Consider the following 17,394-nt stretch of genomic DNA (forward strand, 5'->3'; position numbering starts at 1 on the left):
GTAGTGATAGGGAGTACGCTGGTCACGTGCTGATTACAGTGTTGCTCTCCATCACGTTCGCGTGCGGGCTGATCATCGCAGCCCTGCATGTGTTGAACCACCAGTTCATCGCCCCTTTGTATGACGTGTGGCTAAACCTCGCAGCGTTTGCAGCGGCCACGACGTCGAATACGTTGCTGCACCAACCGTTGCCGGCGGTTCTGTCGGGGTGTGCTGTGGCCGCCTGGGTGTATCTCGGAATGAGAACGGTGAGAGCGAAGCGTGCTGGACTTGTTGCTGGCGGGCAGCGCCGCCAGCAATCAAGGGTTACCGCAGGGCCTCGGTGAGCTCCTGAGCCGCCTCATGCAGCTCGGGGCCCCACTTTTCGATTGGGGTGGGGGTGAGCCGCTCGGCCGGCCCGGAAACGGAAAGGACAGCGATGACTGATCCGTCTGGGTTGGTGATGGGCGCAGACAGGCTCGCCAGCCCAACTTCACGCTCTGCGATTGACTCAGCGAGGCCGGTTTCACGGATCGCCTCGAGGTCTTGCGAGGGAAACGGAGAGGCGTCGATAAGTGAGTGGGCGGCGAACACACGGGCAGCTGAGCCTGCGGTGAGTGAGAGCTGCGAGCCCACGGGAACTGTGTAGGTGAGGCCGCTCTCGGGCTTTTCTGCCGCGATGCAGGTGCGAGTGTCTCCGCTGAGCTTGTAGAGCTGCACGGACTCGCCAGTGACTTCAACGAGGTTGCGCATGATTGGTGCGGCGGCAGAGAGCAAACGGGGGGAGGAGTGCCCTGAAAAGTGGGAGAGTGCGCGGCCGATCGTCCATTGTCCGTCCTCTGTCCTTGCTAGGACGTTATGCACTTCCAGTGCAGTGGCTATTCGGTGAGTCGTCGCTCGGGGCAGTCCGGTTGCTTCGCTGAGCTCAGCGAGGGTTTTGTCGCCGCCTGCGACCGCTCGTACGATGGAAATCGAGCGATCGAGCACTTTAATTCCAGAGTCTTCGCTATACTGTCTCACGTCATGGATTCTACCATCTCACTCGGTGGGAGGTGGTTGCGACTGTTGAGGAGGAGCAAGATGGGCCAAAAGCCATTAACGCTGGCGGAAAAAGTGTGGCGTGATCACGTGGTCACCCGTGGAGAGAACGGTCAGCCTGATCTTCTCTACATCGATTTTCAACTCCTGCACGAGGTGACGTCACCGCAGGCATTTGATGGTTTGCGCCTCAACGGGCGCCGCATGCGCCACCCAGAGCTGCACCTTGCCACCGAAGACCACAACGTGCCAACCACGGGCATCGTTTCTGGCGAGCTGACAGAAATTAGCGACCCGACCTCGCGCACCCAGGTCTCGACGCTGCGAAAGAACTGTGAAGAGTTCGGCGTTGTGCTGCACGAAATGGGCGATGAGGAACAGGGCATCGTCCACACCGTTGGCCCACAGCTGGGCATTAGCCAGCCCGGCATGACGATTGTGTGCGGCGACTCGCATACGTCGACGCACGGTGCGTTCGGTTCGATCGCCATGGGTATCGGCACCTCTGAGGTAGAGCACGTCATGGCGACCCAGACGCTGCCGCTGGCACCGTTCAAGACGATGGCGATTGAGGTCAGTGGAACGCTGCAACCTGGTGTGAGTGCGAAAGATTTGATCCTGGCAATCATCGCCAAGATTGGTACTGGCGGTGGCCAAGGGCACATCATCGAATACCGCGGCGAAGCCATTCGGAAACTTTCAATGGAAGCGCGCATGACCATCTGCAACATGTCCATCGAGGCAGGCGCCCGTGCCGGCATGGTGGCACCCGATGAGACGACATTTGAGTACGTTAAGGGACGTCCCTACGCGCCGAAGGGGAAGGACTGGGACGACGCAGTGGCGTACTGGAAGACGCTGCCAACTGACCCCGGCGCGAAGTTCGACACCGTCGTAGAGATCGACGCCTCGACGCTCACCCCGTTCGTCACCTGGGGTACCAATCCCGGCCAGGGCTTGCCGCTGAGCGCCTCTGTTCCTGCCCCTGAGGACTTCGGAGACGACAGCGTGAAGCAGGCCGCGGAAAAAGCATTGCAGTACATGGGGTTGACCCCTGGCACGCCGTTGCGTGACATCAAGATTGATACAGTCTTTCTGGGATCGTGCACGAACGCGCGCATCGAAGACTTGCGCGCCGCTGCAGAGGTTGTGCGCGGCCAAAAAATCGCGAAGGGGACCCGCATGCTGGTCGTGCCGTCCTCTGCCAAGGTCAAGCAGCAGGCGGAAGAAGAAGGCCTGCACACAATCTTTGAAGAGTTCGGCGCTGAGTGGCGCACCGCGGGCTGCTCTATGTGTCTGGGTATGAACCCCGACCAGCTTGCCCCTGGAGAGCGCAGCGCTTCGACGTCCAACCGAAACTTCGAAGGCCGCCAAGGACCTGGTGGTCGCACACACCTAGTTTCGCCCGAAGTAGCGGCTGCTACAGCAGTACTCGGCCACCTCGCCGCACCCGCAGACATTCCTTCCACCGCCAACGCACAGTAGTCAGGAGCTGAACACGATCATGGAAAAATTCACAACCCACAGTGGCGTCGCAGTTCCGTTGACGCGGTCAAATGTGGACACCGACCAGATTATTCCCGCCCGCTACCTCAAGCGGGTGACCCGTACCGGATTCGAAGATGGCCTGTTTTCAAACTGGCGCAACAATGAACCTGACTTTGTGCTGAACAACGAGGCATACAAGGAAGGGTCGGTGCTGTTCGCCGGCCCCGACTTCGGCACTGGCTCCTCCCGCGAACACGCGGTGTGGGCTCTGCAGGACTACGGGTTCCGGGCGGTATTTAGCCCACGGTTTGCTGATATCTTCCGAGGCAACGCGGGCAAGGCGGGCCTTCTAGCTGGCATCATGTCGGAGTCTGACATCGAACTGATCTGGAAGCAGCTCGAGCAGGCACCAGGCACTGTCGCTACTGTTTCATTGCCGGACCGCACCGTCACAGTCGGGGAGAGTACCTACTCGTTCGACGTCGACGACTACACCCGCTGGCGCCTGAGCGAAGGCCTCGACGATATCGGGCTGACGCTGCGAAACGAGCAAGCCATCGAGGAGTACGAACAGCAGCGTCGCCCGTTTTACCCCGCTACTTCTCCTCGGTAGCAGGGGTGCCGAGACGTTCGAGAGCCGAAGGCGCGAACGTCGATAAGAAGTCGCGGACCGACGTTGTGATGCCGTGAATAGCAGACGAAACGTGGTCCGCGAACTGCTGGTCGCTGTACTCCCAATAGCCCGGCATGACATACGCAACGCCCAGAGCGGAGACATCGCGCTTCTCGTCTTTCATTACGACGAGCGATGGGAATGCGTGGGCGTTGTTGTAGTCCTCGCACCACGTGAGCACTTCGTCGAAACGACTTGCGTCGACAGCATCGATTGAGACAGTAGAGACGAAATGCAGACTTGTATCGACCAGCTTCATCTCAAAGCCGATACCGGAAAATGCTGTAATGAGAGAGTTGTACTGCGTAGGCTCCCGGTACTCCCAACCGCGTTGGTCAAACAGCTTGCGAAGACGATCAAGACTTAACGGCTGTAGCTGTTGCATTTTACTGTTCCTTCTCCTGCTTGTACGGGTGCTTGTCTTTGAGATGCGCGAAGTTTTCGTCGAGCGCTTCCACCGCGTAGTGCATGATGGAGAAGTAAAACTGCAGCATTGACTGCAGCTGCTCGTCGCTGAAACCGTCGGAGGAGAAAAACGGTGCCTCAAATAGCGCAACCAGAGCACCGTCCTCGCGCTGAATCGGATGTGCACGAACGAGGGGCAGTGAGCGGTTCAACTCATTGATGCTGAGACGAAGATTGCTCTTATCTGCATTCATCTTCGCGGTTCCAAGCCACTGGCTGGTGATCTTGAATCCGATGTCCTTGACTTCAAAGAAGCACATGATCGACGGAAACGCGGTGCGGGTGAGGCCGTCCTCGGAACTGCGGAAATACTGCAATTCAAGCGCATCGAGTGCCGCTTCGATTCGTTCTTGGGTAACTGGCTGCAACTGGGCAGTCCTTTCTTTTTCTAGGCGAAGTGTCCTTAGAGCACCGGTAGTGGAGATGGCATGTAGTCGGCGCCGATGAGTTGCCCATCGTTAAAGGACAGTACCCATACCGACGCCTTCTTCGCCAGGATCGGCGAATCGATCGGCAGACGACCGTCGGCCGAAAGCGCAGCAATCATCTCAGGGATGACCCCACCCTGCGAGCACACAACGTGTGTGCCACCGCGTTTGATGAGCGCATCAAAATCTGCGCGGGCAGCTACCTGGTTCTCCTGCCACGCGATTTCACCGAAGGTGGCGTCGATCGTGATGTCTTTACCGAGTGCCTTCGCAAGTGGGATCAGTGTCTGCTCGCAACGCAACGGCTCGGCAGAATAGAGAGACTCAGGAGCGAACGCCTGCAGCAGCGGCACAAGCGCCTTCGCCTGGCGCTTGCCCTTCTTATCGAGCGGCCGACGACTATCGTCGTGCTTCCAGGCCTCCTTGTAGTTCGCACGAGCGTGGCGCACGTACAGAATCCTGGTGTCAGCAGGGGTGGCGAAGCGCTTCGCAGCTTTCAGCAATACTTGCCTGTCGAGCTCGTAGCTCATCAGCTGCGTCGCATCGTCGATGTTGAGCCAGCGGATCTCGTCGACCTCATTGTTAGGAGTGAACTCGCCGCCGACTACCTTGCCGGTCCAGTAGTACACAACCTTCGTCGTGTTCTTAACTGGATACACGGTTTTGCCAATCAACTTTCCCAGCCGGACTTCGTAGCCAGTTTCCTCCTGAATTTCGCGAACGGCGGTGGTAACGAGGAACTCGCCCGGATCCACCTTGCCTTTGGCGAGCGACCAGTCGTCGTAGTGTGGGCGGTGGATACAAGCGACTTCTATAGAATCCGGATGCTCCAGATCGCCACGCCACAGCACGGCACCCGCAGCGAGCGTTGTCTTCTTGAACTCCCGATGCGGATGGCGGGGGACTTCTTGGTGGCGTCCGGTAATGAACATTTCTCCGAATTGGTCTTTGTGTTGTTCGTGGAGCTTCGTTGAACGTGACATACTTTCTATCTTTACGCACTTTGCAGGTTTTCGCTGCAGCGACAGGTCAGCGGGCTGATTGTGGATATTGGCGGTAGAAAAGTGCTAGCGTGAAACGGTTCATGCAGACAGGAATGGCGGTGGCACAAGTGGTAAACGTAGCGGTAATGGGTGCAGGTTCCTGGGGGACAACCTTGGCCAAAGTGTTTGCCGATGCCGGCAACATGGTGCAGTTGTGGGCACGCCGGGACGAGCTGGCGAAGACCATGCAGGAGACTCGGGAGAATCCCGATTACCTGCCGGGGATTGCGCTGCCGGACGGGGTCTTCGCAACGTCTGACGCGGAAGCGGCACTGCAGGCTGCCGATATCGCTATTTTTGCTGTGCCGAGCCAAACCATGCGCCAGAACCTGGAAGTGTGGGCCCCGCTGCTGCGTACTGACACTACGCTGTTGTCCATTTCGAAAGGTATTGAGACCGGCACATACATGCGAATGTCGGAGATCATCGCTGAGGTTACCGGTGCAGAGGAGAACCGAATCGCGGTGCTCAGTGGGCCAAACCTTTCCCGCGAGATTGCTGAGGAGCAGCCGGCGGCCACCGTCATCGCCTGCAGTGACATTAACCGTGCGAAGCTCGTGCAGGCGGCGTGTGCGACGTCGTACCTGCGCCCGTACACGAACACTGATGTTGTCGGCTGTGAGATCGGAGGTGCGACGAAGAACGTCATCGCGCTCGCCTGCGGCATGGCTTCTGGCCAGGGGCTAGGGGAGAACACGCTGGCAACGCTCATTACCCGTGGTTTGGCTGAAAGTACGCGTCTAGGCCAGGAGTTGGGTGCCGACGCCCGGACGTTCGCAGGCCTGGCGGGCATGGGGGACTTGGTTGCCACGTGCTCCTCGCCGCTGTCTCGCAACCGAACTTTCGGTTCCGCGCTGGGGAAGGGGGCCACGATTGAAGAAGCGAAGGCTGCAACGAAGGGCCAGGTTGCCGAGGGAGTTATTTCCTCACGCAGCATTTATCAGCTCGCCGAGCGCCACGGCGTGGACATGCCGCTGACACAAGCCGTTTTCGCGGTGTGTCACCAGGGTGTGACGGTGGAAGAGACGATTGCTGCGTTGATGGGTCGGTCGAAAAAATCGGAGTAGACACCAGGTAATGTGTCAGCTGTGATTCGTATTGCAGTAGTCTACGGTGGTCGTTCCACCGAGCATTCAATTTCTTGTATTTCTGCCGGCTCCATCATGGCCCACCTGGACCCCGAGGTGTACGAGGTGTTTCCGGTAGGTATTCGCCGGGATGGTACTTGGGTGCGCGGGGAAATCGACCCCGTTGGCGGAGAGGCGCTTCCCGAAGTTCGTGGTGGGGCAGAGATCGCGTTGAGCATCAACCCTTCGCGCCGCGGTGAGTTTACTGATGTCGCCACCGGCGAGACCGTCGCACAGGTCGACGTTGTTTTCCCGGTCCTGCACGGGCAGTTTGGTGAAGACGGCACTATCCAAGGTATGTTCGAACTTTCGGGCATCCCGTACGTGGGGCCAGGCGTCTTGGCGTCCGCGAGTGGCATGGACAAGGAGTACACGAAGAAGCTCGTGGCACTTGCCGGAATCACAGTGACTCCGGAAGTGATTCTCCGCGGAGGTGAACTGCTGCTCGATGAGGATAAGCAGCGCCTAGGCCTTCCAGTGTTCGTCAAGCCCGCTAACGGTGGATCGTCGATTGGTGTGTCCAAGGTGACCACGTGGGAAGACTTCGATGCCGCACTGCATCAAGCGTACGAGTGCGACTCGAAAGTGATCGTCGAATCGGAGCAGGTCGGCGACGAAGTCGAGGTTGGAGTTCTGGAGTTTCCCGATGGCCGCATTGAGGCTTCCGTGCCGGCCAAACTCAATGGAACTGATGCCTCCGCAGAAGGCTTCTACGGCTTCGAAACGAAGTACATGGAAGAGGGGGTTACAGCAACAATCCCAGCGCCTTACGACGCCTCTTTGATAGCTACCCTGCAGGACCAAGCAGTCCGTGCATTCAATGCACTGAACTGTAAGGGATTGGCACGCGTGGACTTCTTCGTCACCGACAAGGGTCCTGTGCTCAACGAGATCAACACCATGCCGGGGTTCACCGCAATTTCGATGTACCCACAGGTGTGGAACGCAAGCGGCATCGACTACCCGAAACTGCTCGACACTCTGGTCCGCACTGCGCTGCGGGCAGCCGACGGCGCAACGGACTAAGACTTGCGTTCGGGGACGTGCTTCTCGACGAGCTCGGTCAGCGTGGTGATGACCTCATTGCCCTCACCTGAGGGCACAAAGGCCGCAACGTTGACCTCTCGCCCGAGCGCGTACCACGTCGACGAGGTGGTACCAGTTGCAGTGATGGTGTCCTCAAACCAAGGGATCCCGTTAATCTGTTGCAAGGTCGCTCCGGCCTCGTAGTGCTCCGGGTCGTTCACACCACAACGCAGCACAATCGGTTCGTGGCCGAGCTGCGTCCAGACTGCAGTTTGCGGCGAAGCCACTTTGTTCTCAGGAAGCCGTTTATAGCCTTCGACGAGCGATTCAGGAAGCGCAGCAAGCAATCCGCCGCATGCGTTTGCTCCACTCCCGTCCGTTGAATGCGTCGCTGGCTGCAGCTCAGAGAGCGGCGCCGGGTTGCGAGGGAGATCGCGCTGCGGCAGCGCGCTCACGTTAATCTCGTCCACTGGCGTATCTGCCCTGCCGAGTCCTTCCTCGTCGGTAGTCACGGCGACTACCGGCCAACGGTCCGCGCTAAACCACGTGGCCATGCTTGATCCTGGGGTGGCGTCGTCAATTCTGATCCACTCTGCACCATTGTGGGAGGACACCGGGGTGTACTCGGTGTACTGCAGGGGCATTTCCACGCCGCAGCGCAGCGTGATGCGTCGAGTTGAAGAGGACTGCCACGCGGCAGCACCTTCCGGAGCCGGGGCGGCGAGCTCCGCACGCTTGTGCCCAAGCACCTTTTCAGGAAGGCTGTCCACGAGCGCAGCGCACTCGGGTGAATCAGCCTCGGGGGAAGGCAGCTCAGTCATCGCCACAGGCTGCAGTGCCACCTGCTGGAAAAAATACCGAGCACCCACAATGACGCCCAGAACAAGCGCCACTGCGAGGCCCAAACTGATGTAGACCGCTGTACGGTTAATCTGTGAATCATGCAACGCGCCAGTGGAATCTTTCATGGCGTACAAGTCTACTGAAAGGCGCACTTTGGTGAGTAACGTCGGCTTTCCCACGCACGGCCCGACGCTGCGGGAGGTAGGCGAGCAAGCAACGATTGACGCCATCGTTGGAGCCTCGCCGTCACCGCTCAATGGTGATGACGCAGCCGTCCTCGAGTCACACACACCGAATAGCCGTGCGGTCGTGGCAACGGACATGCTCGTCGAGGGACAGCACTTTCGCTTTTCGACGACCACCCCCGCGCTGCTGGGACGCAAAGCCATCGTGCAAAACTTCGCCGACATCGAGGCGATGGGTGCTCGCCCCGTTGCCGCGCTACTCGCGCTCTCGGCGCCTCCGGACACCCCGCTTGCCGTCGTGAGTGAACTTGCACGAGGGATCCATCTCGAATTGGAGCGATACTCGAGCGAGCTCGTCGGCGGGGACATCACGAGTGGGAACCAACTGACGATCGCGATCACCGCGATTGGTTCGTTAGGAGGTAGTTTGCCGCCACTGCGCTTGAGCCAAGCGCGTCCGGGGCAGCGAGTGATAGCGCACGGGAATATCGGCTATTCTGCTGCAGGCTTTGCACTACTGGAGTCCGGACGGGAAATCCCGGAACGGCTTGCAGATATCGTACATGCGCACCGCTGCCCGCAACTGACTCCTGGGCGCGGGGTTGTTGCACGAGCAGCAGGGGCTACAGCCATGACAGACAACTCCGACGGGCTACTGCACGATCTGGGCGTGATAGCCCGGGCCTCGAACGTGGGGATTAACATCTCGCGCGCCGCTGTAGCCCCAAGTGATCAGCTGCGAGAAGCCGGTGAGTTCCTAGGCGTCGACCCATGGGACTGGGTACTCAACGGGGGAGAAGACCACACATTGCTGGGCACGATCGATGGGGACGCACCCGTGGGGTATCGTTCGATCGGTACGGTCACACGCAAAGTCGGCGTGGAAATCGACGGCGTTGCACACACCGCGCGCCATGAATGGGAGCCATTTTCATGAACTTACCCGTCCATCCTTCCTGGCAGGAACCGCTGGCGGAAGTAGAACCTGCCATCCACGCGATGGGAGACTTTCTCCGCGGTGAACCCGCGTACCTGCCTGCCGGAAAAGACATTCTCCGTGCGTTTTCGACTCCATTTGAAGATGTCCGTGTGCTCATCTTGGGCCAAGATCCGTACCCGACGCCCGGCCACCCCATGGGTCTCTCATTCTCGACGCAGCCAGGCGTGAAACCGCCCCGATCGTTGGTAAACATCTACCAGGAGCTCAACGATGACCTCGGTATCCCCCCACGAGCCGACGGGGACTTGACCTCTTGGCAGCGAAACGGAGTCATGCTGCTCAACAGAGTACTCACAGTCCGGCCTGGCGCGCCGGCGTCACACCGCGGGAAGGGCTGGGAAGCGGTGACCGCACACGCAATCGCAAAGCTCGCTCAGCGTAATACTCCGTTGGTTGCGATCCTGTGGGGCAGAGACGCACAAGCTGCGAAACAGTTCCTCGGGAGTACGCCAACGATTGAGTCCCCACATCCCTCGCCGCTGTCGGCGCGCCGGGGATTTTTTGGGTCGCGGCCATTCAGTCGGGCAAATCAGGCGCTCATTGCACAGGGTGCTTCACCTGTCGACTGGGCACTGTAGACTGTCTGACCATGGAAACAGCAACTGCACTCGATGGACCACGGCTCCTGTCCTGGGCTCGTCGGGCAGCGGCAGAACTCGAACGTCGCCGACACGAGATCAACCAGCTCAATGTGTTTCCCGTCCCGGACGCGGACACTGGTTCCAACATGGCGCAGACGATGGCGGCGGCTGTCGAAGAGGCGTCGAAAAGATCTGATGCTCAGTCGATGCAGGAAGTAGCCGAAGCGCTTGCTGTTGGCGCCATTCGCGGCGCGCGTGGCAACTCGGGTGTTGTGCTGTCCCAGGTCATCCGAGGCGTCGCGCAAACCGCCGATGAAGATACTCGAAGCGGGCAGTTCATCGCGAACGCGCTTGCCCAAGCAGTGCAGTTTGTTGACCGCGCAATTGCCGAGCCGGTAGAGGGCACCGTGATCACGGTGCTGCGGGCGGCGTCGACTGCGGCATCGCAAGCGCTGCAGGATTCAGGGGGAGAAGCACCCGCGTTGAGCATCGCACAGGCTGCCGCCGACGCTGCGGAAACTGCACTTGCACGTACCCCGTCACAGCTGGAAGCGTTACGGGAAGCGGGCGTCGTCGACGCAGGAGGCACCGGCCTCGTTATCCTCCTGGAATCACTTGTATACGAACTCGACGGCCAACCCTACGAGGTAGCGCAGCCTGCCACACACGGAACCTCTCACGTGATCTCACACGCAAGTGGCAAGGCAAACCTGGAAGTCATGTTCTTCTTCGAAGGCGACATGGATGTCCTTGAGGGCGAACTGAGCACCATGGGCGACTGTCTTGTGATCGCTCGCAATAACGAGCACAGCGGCAAAGTCCACATTCACTCCACCGAGGCCGGCGCAGTGATTGAGCGCGCGTTCGCCCGCGGTACCGTGACACAACTGCATCTCGAAGTGCTCCCGGACGAACCTGTCACGCAAACTCCCACAAGACTGGTTGTCGCAGTGACGCCTCCCGGATCACTTACTGATCTCTACGCGCAGGCAGGTGCGGTAACAGTCGCGCCGGGCGAGAATATTGTCGCGGACATCCTCGCCGCCGTCCACAAAACCGAAGCTCGCGAAGTTATTTTGCTGCCGAACGGACTGCTTGATCAGCGAAGCCTCGCCGCAGTGGAGAAAGCAACCCACGCCTTCGAACAAAGCATCACCCTGCTTCCTACCGTGCGGCTTGTTTCCGGTATCGCGGCGCTCGCCGTTCATGACCCAGCCCAACCACTCGCGACGGCAGCTTTCACCATGTCGGAGGCCGCCGGAGAAATGCGAACCGCTGTCCTCCAGCGTGCCCCTAAAGCCGGGCTCGTGCAAGGAGGGGCAGTCTCGAAGGGCGACATCATCGCCATGGCACACGGCGAAACACTCCTGATCGCTGACGACGCGATAGCCGCCGTCGAAAAGACCTGCAAGCGCCTCCTCGAGCCCGGTGGGGAACAAGTCACCGTACTCTTCGATACCGCATCACTGCGCGCCGAAGACCTCGCGGCACTCGACGACAAACTCGACGTCGACGTCATCGTTTTCCCCGCAGACGGGCTCGGTGCCGTCGCCGAGATCGGAGTCGAATAGGAAGTGCTAGGAAACATCGACCCCAGGCCGCTCAACCTCGTCATCCCCCTGAAACAAGCCAAGGCAATCACCAAACACCTTGGATACAGCACCTGCGGCGAGCTCCTCGAGCACTACCCACGCCGATACCTCCACTACGGCACCGCGACCGACCTTGCCACCATCAATGAAGGCGATACACTCAGCATCGTCGGCGAAATCACCGCTACCCAACGCATCCCCAACAGAAAACACCCCAACCGACCCATCTACCGAACCCACGTCTACGACGGCACCAACACCTTCACCGCAACATTCTTCGGCTCCAACTACGCCATGCGAGTGCTCAAAGAACACACCCGCGTCATGATGACCGGCAAAATCAGCACGTACCGCAACGAAATCCAGTTCCAACACCCAGACTTCGTACTACTCGACGGCCCCACCCAAGCCACCGGAGCACTACGACAACTCCAACACTTCGGCGACCTCGAAGCAATCCTCTCCGGACGCGAATGGCTCCCAATCTACCCGGCAACAAAACAGGTCAGCACCTGGACCATCATGGGAGCCGTCCACACCATCCTGCAAAGCCTCCCCACAGTCCCCGAACCCCTCGGCGCAAGCCCTGACGGATACATCGCCCGCGACAGCGCCATCCGCACCATTCACCAACCTGACACCGAAGGACCCGAACCCGCCCGCCGACGCCTCAAATACGACGAAGCCATGACCGTCGCACTCGCCATGAGCGTGCGACGCACCGACGCAAACAACCACAACGCTCCAGCCCTTCCCAAACAACCAAACGGTGAACAATCCCGACTCATTACACAACTCCCATTCCCACTCACTGGCGGGCAACAACGCGTCATCCAGGAAATCTCCACCGACCTGACTCACGCCCACCCAATGAGCCGCCTCCTCCAAGGAGAGGTCGGCTCCGGCAAAACTATCGTCGCACTGATCGGCATGCTCCAAGCGGTTGATAACGGCGCTCAAGCAGCCCTGCTCGCACCTACCGAGGTGCTCGCGCAGCAACACGCACGATCGCTTACAGAGACACTCATGCGCGCCGGGCTGCACACGACCGTGGTGCCACTCACAGGCTCCATGCCGACGGCACTGAAGCAAGATGCCCTCCTCAAGATTGTCTCGGGTGAGGCGGACATAGTCGTGGGCACCCACGCGCTGATTCAAGACAGCGTGGAGTTCTTTAACCTTGGCTTCGTCATTGTCGACGAGCAGCATCGTTTTGGCGTGGAGCAGCGCGACCGACTTCGCGCTAAGTCGGGGGCGCAGACTCCGCACTTACTCGTCATGACAGCGACGCCGATCCCGCGCACAATCGCAATGACCGTCTTTGGTGATCTCGAGGTCTCGGTGCTCAACGAGCTGCCAGGCGGAAGGAAGCCTATTCAGTCCTCAGTTGTTCCGGAGTTCAAGCCGACGTGGATTGCACGTGCGTGGGAGAAGATGCGAGAAGATGTCGCGGCTGGCCACCAGGTCTACATTGTGTGCCCGCGTATTGACGGCGAGGGTGGTGTCCTTGAGACTGCCGAGTGGTTGCGCGCTACCGAGTTCCCAAGCCTGCAAGTAGCCGTACTGCACGGCAAGATGCGTGCTGAGGAAAAAGACGCTGTGATGTCCGATTTTGCAGCGGGTGGCATTGACATCTTGGTAGCTACGACCGTCATCGAAGTTGGCGTAGACGTGCCGAACGCGACTGTCATGATGGTACGGGAATCAGAAAGCTTTGGCGTTTCACAGCTGCACCAGCTGCGAGGCCGAGTCGGGCGAGGCGGCAATCAATCTCTGTGTCTTTTCCATACACAGGCAGAAGAAGGCAGTGATGCCTTTCAGCGGGTCTGGGAGGTTGCTCAGACGAGCGATGGCTTTGCTCTTGCCGATCTAGACTTGCGCCACCGCCGTGAGGGTGACGTGCTCGGAACAGAGCAGTCAGGTATCCGTCGCACGTTTAAATTGATCGACTTGATTGAGGACTACGAGATCGTTACCAGTGCGTACCGCGATGCGGCCCGCTTTGTCGAAGAAGACCTTGAGAAGGCACGGGCGCTCAGTGCACACCTCCAAGATGAGGACTTTGTGTACCTAGAAAAGAGCTAAAGCTAGAGTGAGTACCATGAATCGCATCATTTCTGGTGAAGCCCGTGGGCGCAAGATTAAAGTTCCACCGGAGGGGACACGGCCAACGTCGGACCGCGCGCGAGAGGGCCTCTTTTCCTCTCTGCAGGTCCGCTTTGGGTTCCCTGGGCAGCACGTCCTTGACCTCTTTGCGGGATCCGGCGCACTAGGGCTGGAGGCAGCCTCGCGTGGCGCTGAGGAAGTGGTGCTTGTGGAAGACGACCCGAAAGCGGTCGCGGTGATTGAGCACAATGCGGGCGTTGTCGGGCACCCGAACACCCGTGTCGAGTCCGTGAAAGTCTCCACGTATGTGGCGCGTGCTCCCAAGCAGCACTTTTCAATGGTGCTCGCCGATCCACCCTATGACCTTGCCGATGAAGCCGTGGCCGAAATGGTCACTGCGTTGCAGGAGCTACTCGTCGACGGCGCCGTGGTCGTCATCGAACGTCACCGCGAAAGCCCCGAGACCGCATGGCCGCCCGCGTTTACCCCTACGGGACAGAAACTCAAGAAGCGCTTGTACGGGATCGCACGGTTCGATATGGCAGTGTATACAGCCCCCTCAGACGCTCAGGAGGAGTGAGTTATGGCCCAATCGTTAGCTTCGGCTCGTAACGTTGCGGTGTGCCCCGGGTCGTTCGACCCCTTCACGAACGGGCACCTGGATATCGTAGACCGTGCTCGACGCCACTTCGACGAAGTAGTCGTTCTGGTAACTGGGAACCCAACCAAGAAAACTGGAATGTTTACAGTGGCGGAACGAGTCGCCTTGATCCAGTCCGCCGTCGCCGACATGCCGGAAGTGAAAGTAGACAGCTGGGGTGGGTTGTTGGTCGACTACACCAGCGCACACGGCATTACTGCCCTGGTGAAAGGCTTGCGATCGTCACTTGACTATGAGTATGAGCTGCCAATGGCGCAGATGAACCGCCGACTCACCGGTGTTGAGACGTTCTTCTTGCTCACTGACGAGAAGTACGGCTACATTTCGTCCTCGCTATGCAAGGAAGTCGCCCGCTTCGGAGGCGATATCGGGGGACTGGTACCTCCGGCGGTCATGCAGGCGATGAACGAACGCCTGCGCGAAGCAAAGTAAAAACCCGGAAGATCAGCCAAGCAGATCTACCGGGCTCCGATTGCGCGCTCAAGCTAGAAAATCGTCGAAAGGAAGGCCTTCGTGCGTTCCTTTTGAGGGTTGTCGAGCACCTGTTCAGGGGTGCCGTACTCGACGATCTGACCGTCGGACATGAAAGCCACGTGATCTGCGACCTCGCGCGCGAATGCCATCTCGTGTGTGACCACCAACATCGTCATGCCATCCTGCGCAAGTTGCTTCATCACCCGCAGCACTTCACCGACAAGCTCCGGGTCAAGTGCGGACGTGGGCTCGTCGAAAAGCATGAGCTTTGGATCCATCGCGACCGAACGAGCGATAGCGACTCGCTGCTGCTGACCACCTGAAAGCTGGATCGGGTAGGCGTCCGCCTTCGATTCGAGACCGACCATGCGCAGAAGCTCCATCGCACGGACCTTTGCCTTCTCCGGTGACTCGCCCTTGACATGGACCGGAGCTTCAATGATGTTGTCGAGCACGGTGCGGTGCCCGAACAAGTTAAAGCTCTGAAAGACCATCCCGATGTCCCGGCGCTGGACTGCGGCATCCTTCTCGCTCATCTCATAGAGCGTGCCGTTCTTTTCGCGGTACCCGATCAGATCACCATCAACGTACAGGCGACCAGCAGTGACCTTCTCAAGATGGTTAACGCAGCGAAGGAATGTGGACTTGCCGGAGCCGGAAGGACCGATCAAACAGGTAACAGAACCCGGAGCTACTTCGAGGTTGATGCCCTTGAGTACTTCCAAGCTGCCGAAGGACTTCCATACGTCAACCGCTTGGATCATTGGCGTTTGGGCGGGGGAAGAAGATGTAGGAGAAGCCATGGTTACCGTTGGTTCCTTTCTGGAGCTTCAATGATCTCGACGTTGTTTGGAATTGTGCCTTCGGCGTCGGCCAAGCTAGCGAGCTGCCGAGCAGTGAGCTGGCGGGTTGCGCCCCGGTCGAAGTAGCGCTCCAGGTAGTGCTGCGCGACCATCAGCAAGGAGGTGATTACCAAGTACCACGTTGCTGCCACAAGCAGCAACGGAACCGGCTGGAACAGCGCTGCAGCGATATCCATCGAGCGGCCGTACAGCTCCAGGGAGTAAGGAACCGCAACAACCAACGAAGACGTCTTCAGCAAGGAGATAAATTCATTTCCTGTCGGCGGGATGATAATGCGCATCGCTTGGGGAAGAACTGTCCTAGTCATGGTCTGGGACCAGCTCATGCCTAGCGACTTCGAGGCTTCAATCTGTCCTTCTGGAACAGCGGAGACACCCGAGCGGACAATTTCCGCCATGTAGGCGGCCTCATTGAGGCCAAGGCCAACGACGGCGAGAGCAAATGCGGAAGAGGTGAACGGATCGAGGGAGATTTGCGTAAACCCGAGATTGATGGAGTCGTAGATCGCGCCGATCAGGCCCCAGAACATCAACTGAACGTACACGGGGGTACCGCGGAAAATCCAGAGGAAAACCCAGCTTACGGTGCGAAAAACTGGGTTGGGACTCATTCGCATCACGGCAAGGAGCACACCGCCGACCACGCCAATAAGCATCGCGAGGACCGTAATCGCAATGGTGTGTAGAGCAGCTACCGCGATTCGAGTATCGAAGAGGTACTGCGCGTATGTGTCCCACCCATACGCTTCATTCTTGGCTGCGCCAATAATAAACCAGACAACGAGGACGCCGAGCAGGACCGCGAGCGCCCACCGTCCTGGGTGCCGTAACGGTTTCGCTTCAATTCTGGCAGGCCGACTTTGGCTAGTAGATGGTGTGGTCATGGTCTGTTACTTCCATTCTGTAAGGGGCTGTTCGTTAATAAGCGCGGTATCGAGCAGGCCAGTTCGTACGTTCCACTGCGCCAAAATGCGCTCGTAATCGCCAGTGTCGATGAGATGCTGCATTGCGTGGGCAAGCGCAGTGCTCAGACCTGAGTCTTTTGGCACCGCGATTCCGTATGGTGCTGCGTCGAACATGTCACCCACGAGCTCGAGCTTCCCGTCGGAGCGTTCGACCGCCCAAGACGTGACAGGGGAGTCAGCACTAAAGGCATCTGCACGGCCAACCAGTGCCGCGAGCGCCGCGTTGTCAGAGGTGTCGAACGACAGGATGGTGATGGGTGGTTTTCCTGCTTCAATACAAGCATCATTCTTCGGACGCACGTCATCGGTCTCGGAAACGGTTGTGCGCTGAACCGCAACTGTGAGACCACAAGCATCCTCTGGGTTCACATGCGTACCGGTGAGTTGAGCCCACTGGATTCCTGCGAAGAGGAAATTAACGAACTCAAAGCTTTTGCGGCGCTCTTCGTTATCAGTAAATCCAGACATGCCAGCGTCAAGGCTGCCTGCCTGAACCGCAGGTAGGATCATAGAAAAATCCATCTCCTGTGGATCGAATTCGAGACCCATGATTGAGGCAAGCGCGCGCCCGAGGTCAAGCTCCAGCCCGATCAAATTACCTTGTGAGTCTTTGAACTCGAAGGGGGCGAATGGTGGGTTGGCGCCAATTGAGAATTTGCCGTCTTTCGAGACATTCTCGGGGACCATCGCCGCAATCTCAGGAACGGTAGCAGGCTCAATAGGCTCCCACCCATCTGGGTTGCCACCTTCCACGTTGGTTACGCAGCCACTGAGAAGACCAACGCCCATCATCAACGTGAACGCGCTGAGGACCCTCGTCGCCTTGCCAAAGCGTTTGTTTTGGTTCATTGTTTTCG

The 17,394-nt window shown here is 58.9% G+C and carries 19 protein-coding genes; 11 read left to right on the forward strand and 8 right to left on the reverse strand.

What is annotated here, in order from left to right; translation table 11 throughout:
* Positions 1–26: 26 nt before the first annotated feature.
* A complete protein-coding gene (locus QP802_RS06875) occupies positions 27–326 on the forward strand; it encodes a hypothetical protein (protein WP_284817995.1) in 300 nt (99 codons plus the stop codon).
* On the opposite strand, the gene QP802_RS06880 is transcribed toward QP802_RS06875, so the two are convergent.
* Entirely contained in the window at positions 307–999 is a 693-nt protein-coding gene (locus QP802_RS06880; protein WP_176754842.1) for an IclR family transcriptional regulator, read from the reverse strand. The genes QP802_RS06875 and QP802_RS06880 overlap by 20 nt on opposite strands.
* Before the next feature lie 60 nt (positions 1,000–1,059).
* Here QP802_RS06880 and leuC point away from each other — a divergent pair, with 60 nt between their 5' ends.
* Positions 1,060–2,502 (forward strand): 3-isopropylmalate dehydratase large subunit, encoded by a 1,443-nt coding sequence (gene leuC / locus QP802_RS06885; RefSeq protein WP_070976392.1) that lies wholly within the window; start codon positions 1,060–1,062, stop codon positions 2,500–2,502.
* Between the two features lie 19 nt (positions 2,503–2,521).
* The gene (gene leuD, locus QP802_RS06890) at positions 2,522–3,118 is read left to right on the forward strand and encodes a 3-isopropylmalate dehydratase small subunit (protein ID WP_070976394.1); all 597 of its coding nucleotides are present in this window, start codon (positions 2,522–2,524) and stop codon (positions 3,116–3,118) included.
* Here leuD and QP802_RS06895 read toward each other — a convergent pair.
* The 3 genes from QP802_RS06895 to QP802_RS06905 are packed head-to-tail and all read right to left on the reverse strand — an operon-like array spanning position 3,102 to position 5,054.
* Positions 3,102–3,563 (reverse strand): hypothetical protein, encoded by a 462-nt coding sequence (locus tag QP802_RS06895; RefSeq protein WP_070362560.1) that lies wholly within the window; start codon positions 3,561–3,563, stop codon positions 3,102–3,104. The genes leuD and QP802_RS06895 overlap by 17 nt on opposite strands.
* A gap of 1 nt (position 3,564) precedes the next feature.
* On the reverse strand, positions 3,565–4,011 hold the full coding sequence (locus QP802_RS06900; protein ID WP_070976395.1) for a YbjN domain-containing protein: 447 nt from the start codon (positions 4,009–4,011) through the stop codon (positions 3,565–3,567).
* A gap of 35 nt (positions 4,012–4,046) precedes the next feature.
* Positions 4,047–5,054, reverse strand: coding sequence for an NUDIX hydrolase (locus tag QP802_RS06905; protein WP_071573936.1), 1,008 nt, complete (start codon positions 5,052–5,054; stop codon positions 4,047–4,049).
* A 113-nt stretch (positions 5,055–5,167) separates the two neighbouring features.
* Between QP802_RS06905 and QP802_RS06910 the strand changes: the two genes are divergently transcribed.
* Both QP802_RS06910 and QP802_RS06915 read left to right on the forward strand, forming a co-directional pair.
* Entirely contained in the window at positions 5,168–6,181 is a 1,014-nt protein-coding gene (locus QP802_RS06910; RefSeq protein ID WP_176754843.1) for an NAD(P)H-dependent glycerol-3-phosphate dehydrogenase, read from the forward strand.
* Between the two features lie 21 nt (positions 6,182–6,202).
* On the forward strand, positions 6,203–7,267 hold the full coding sequence (locus tag QP802_RS06915) for a D-alanine--D-alanine ligase family protein (protein ID WP_370296005.1): 1,065 nt from the start codon (positions 6,203–6,205) through the stop codon (positions 7,265–7,267).
* Here the strand turns inward: QP802_RS06915 and QP802_RS06920 are convergent.
* Positions 7,264–8,235, reverse strand: a complete 972-nt coding sequence (locus tag QP802_RS06920) for a DUF3515 domain-containing protein (protein ID WP_284818000.1) — start codon at positions 8,233–8,235, stop codon at positions 7,264–7,266. The two genes, QP802_RS06915 and QP802_RS06920, sit on opposite strands and share 4 nt — an antisense overlap.
* Before the next feature lie 31 nt (positions 8,236–8,266).
* On the opposite strand from QP802_RS06920, the gene QP802_RS06925 reads away from it, so the two are divergent.
* Genes QP802_RS06925 through coaD form a run of 6 tightly spaced genes read left to right on the forward strand, consistent with a single transcriptional unit; the run spans position 8,267 to position 14,667 of the window.
* Positions 8,267–9,232, forward strand: coding sequence for a thiamine-phosphate kinase (locus QP802_RS06925; protein ID WP_284818002.1), 966 nt, complete (start codon positions 8,267–8,269; stop codon positions 9,230–9,232).
* On the forward strand, positions 9,229–9,873 hold the full coding sequence (locus QP802_RS06930; protein ID WP_284818004.1) for a uracil-DNA glycosylase: 645 nt from the start codon (positions 9,229–9,231) through the stop codon (positions 9,871–9,873). The genes QP802_RS06925 and QP802_RS06930 overlap by 4 nt, the downstream gene beginning before the upstream one ends.
* An 11-nt stretch (positions 9,874–9,884) precedes the next feature.
* Positions 9,885–11,447, forward strand: a complete 1,563-nt coding sequence (locus QP802_RS06935) for a DAK2 domain-containing protein (protein ID WP_070362554.1) — start codon at positions 9,885–9,887, stop codon at positions 11,445–11,447.
* A 3-nt stretch (positions 11,448–11,450) separates the two neighbouring features.
* Positions 11,451–13,553: an ATP-dependent DNA helicase RecG gene (locus QP802_RS06940; RefSeq protein WP_070479141.1), complete on the forward strand. Its 2,103-nt coding sequence runs from the start codon at positions 11,451–11,453 to the stop codon at positions 13,551–13,553.
* A gap of 16 nt (positions 13,554–13,569) precedes the next feature.
* Entirely contained in the window at positions 13,570–14,154 is a 585-nt protein-coding gene (locus QP802_RS06945; protein ID WP_070479139.1) for an RsmD family RNA methyltransferase, read from the forward strand.
* A gap of 3 nt (positions 14,155–14,157) precedes the next feature.
* On the forward strand, positions 14,158–14,667 hold the full coding sequence (gene coaD / locus QP802_RS06950; RefSeq protein ID WP_070479138.1) for a pantetheine-phosphate adenylyltransferase: 510 nt from the start codon (positions 14,158–14,160) through the stop codon (positions 14,665–14,667).
* A gap of 53 nt (positions 14,668–14,720) precedes the next feature.
* Here the strand turns inward: coaD and QP802_RS06955 are convergent, their stop codons facing one another.
* From QP802_RS06955 to QP802_RS06965, 3 genes are read right to left on the reverse strand one after another with little or no spacing between them, the layout of a single operon-like run.
* On the reverse strand, positions 14,721–15,512 hold the full coding sequence (locus QP802_RS06955) for an amino acid ABC transporter ATP-binding protein (protein WP_070362550.1): 792 nt from the start codon (positions 15,510–15,512) through the stop codon (positions 14,721–14,723).
* Between the two features lie 2 nt (positions 15,513–15,514).
* On the reverse strand, positions 15,515–16,456 hold the full coding sequence (locus QP802_RS06960) for an amino acid ABC transporter permease (RefSeq protein WP_070362549.1): 942 nt from the start codon (positions 16,454–16,456) through the stop codon (positions 15,515–15,517).
* A 6-nt stretch (positions 16,457–16,462) separates the two neighbouring features.
* Positions 16,463–17,329 (reverse strand): ABC transporter substrate-binding protein, encoded by an 867-nt coding sequence (locus QP802_RS06965; protein WP_071573944.1) that lies wholly within the window; start codon positions 17,327–17,329, stop codon positions 16,463–16,465.
* Positions 17,330–17,394: the final 65 nt, after the last annotated feature.

It is taken from the genome of Corynebacterium sp. UMB10119B (assembly GCF_030228125.1).
In the GTDB taxonomy this organism is placed as follows: Bacteria; Actinomycetota; Actinomycetes; order Mycobacteriales; family Mycobacteriaceae; genus Corynebacterium; species Corynebacterium pseudogenitalium.

Bases quoted from the DNA above. Each gene is read 5' to 3' on its own strand.
- QP802_RS06920 (WP_284818000.1), bottom strand. From the start codon at position 8,235: ATGAAAGATTCCACTGGCGCGTTGCATGATTCACAGATTAACCGTACA.
- leuD (WP_070976394.1), top strand. From the start codon at position 2,522: ATGGAAAAATTCACAACCCACAGTGGCGTCGCAGTTCCGTTGACGCGG.
- leuC (WP_070976392.1), top strand. From the start codon at position 1,060: ATGGGCCAAAAGCCATTAACGCTGGCGGAAAAAGTGTGGCGTGATCAC.
- QP802_RS06955 (WP_070362550.1), bottom strand. From the start codon at position 15,512: ATGGCTTCTCCTACATCTTCTTCCCCCGCCCAAACGCCAATGATCCAA.
- QP802_RS06910 (WP_176754843.1), top strand. From the start codon at position 5,168: ATGGCGGTGGCACAAGTGGTAAACGTAGCGGTAATGGGTGCAGGTTCC.
- coaD (WP_070479138.1), top strand. From the start codon at position 14,158: ATGGCCCAATCGTTAGCTTCGGCTCGTAACGTTGCGGTGTGCCCCGGG.
- QP802_RS06895 (WP_070362560.1), bottom strand. From the start codon at position 3,563: ATGCAACAGCTACAGCCGTTAAGTCTTGATCGTCTTCGCAAGCTGTTT.
- QP802_RS06965 (WP_071573944.1), bottom strand. From the start codon at position 17,329: ATGATGGGCGTTGGTCTTCTCAGTGGCTGCGTAACCAACGTGGAAGGT.
- QP802_RS06905 (WP_071573936.1), bottom strand. From the start codon at position 5,054: ATGTCACGTTCAACGAAGCTCCACGAACAACACAAAGACCAATTCGGA.
- QP802_RS06960 (WP_070362549.1), bottom strand. From the start codon at position 16,456: ATGACCACACCATCTACTAGCCAAAGTCGGCCTGCCAGAATTGAAGCG.
- QP802_RS06935 (WP_070362554.1), top strand. From the start codon at position 9,885: ATGGAAACAGCAACTGCACTCGATGGACCACGGCTCCTGTCCTGGGCT.
- QP802_RS06930 (WP_284818004.1), top strand. From the start codon at position 9,229: ATGAACTTACCCGTCCATCCTTCCTGGCAGGAACCGCTGGCGGAAGTA.
- QP802_RS06945 (WP_070479139.1), top strand. From the start codon at position 13,570: ATGAATCGCATCATTTCTGGTGAAGCCCGTGGGCGCAAGATTAAAGTT.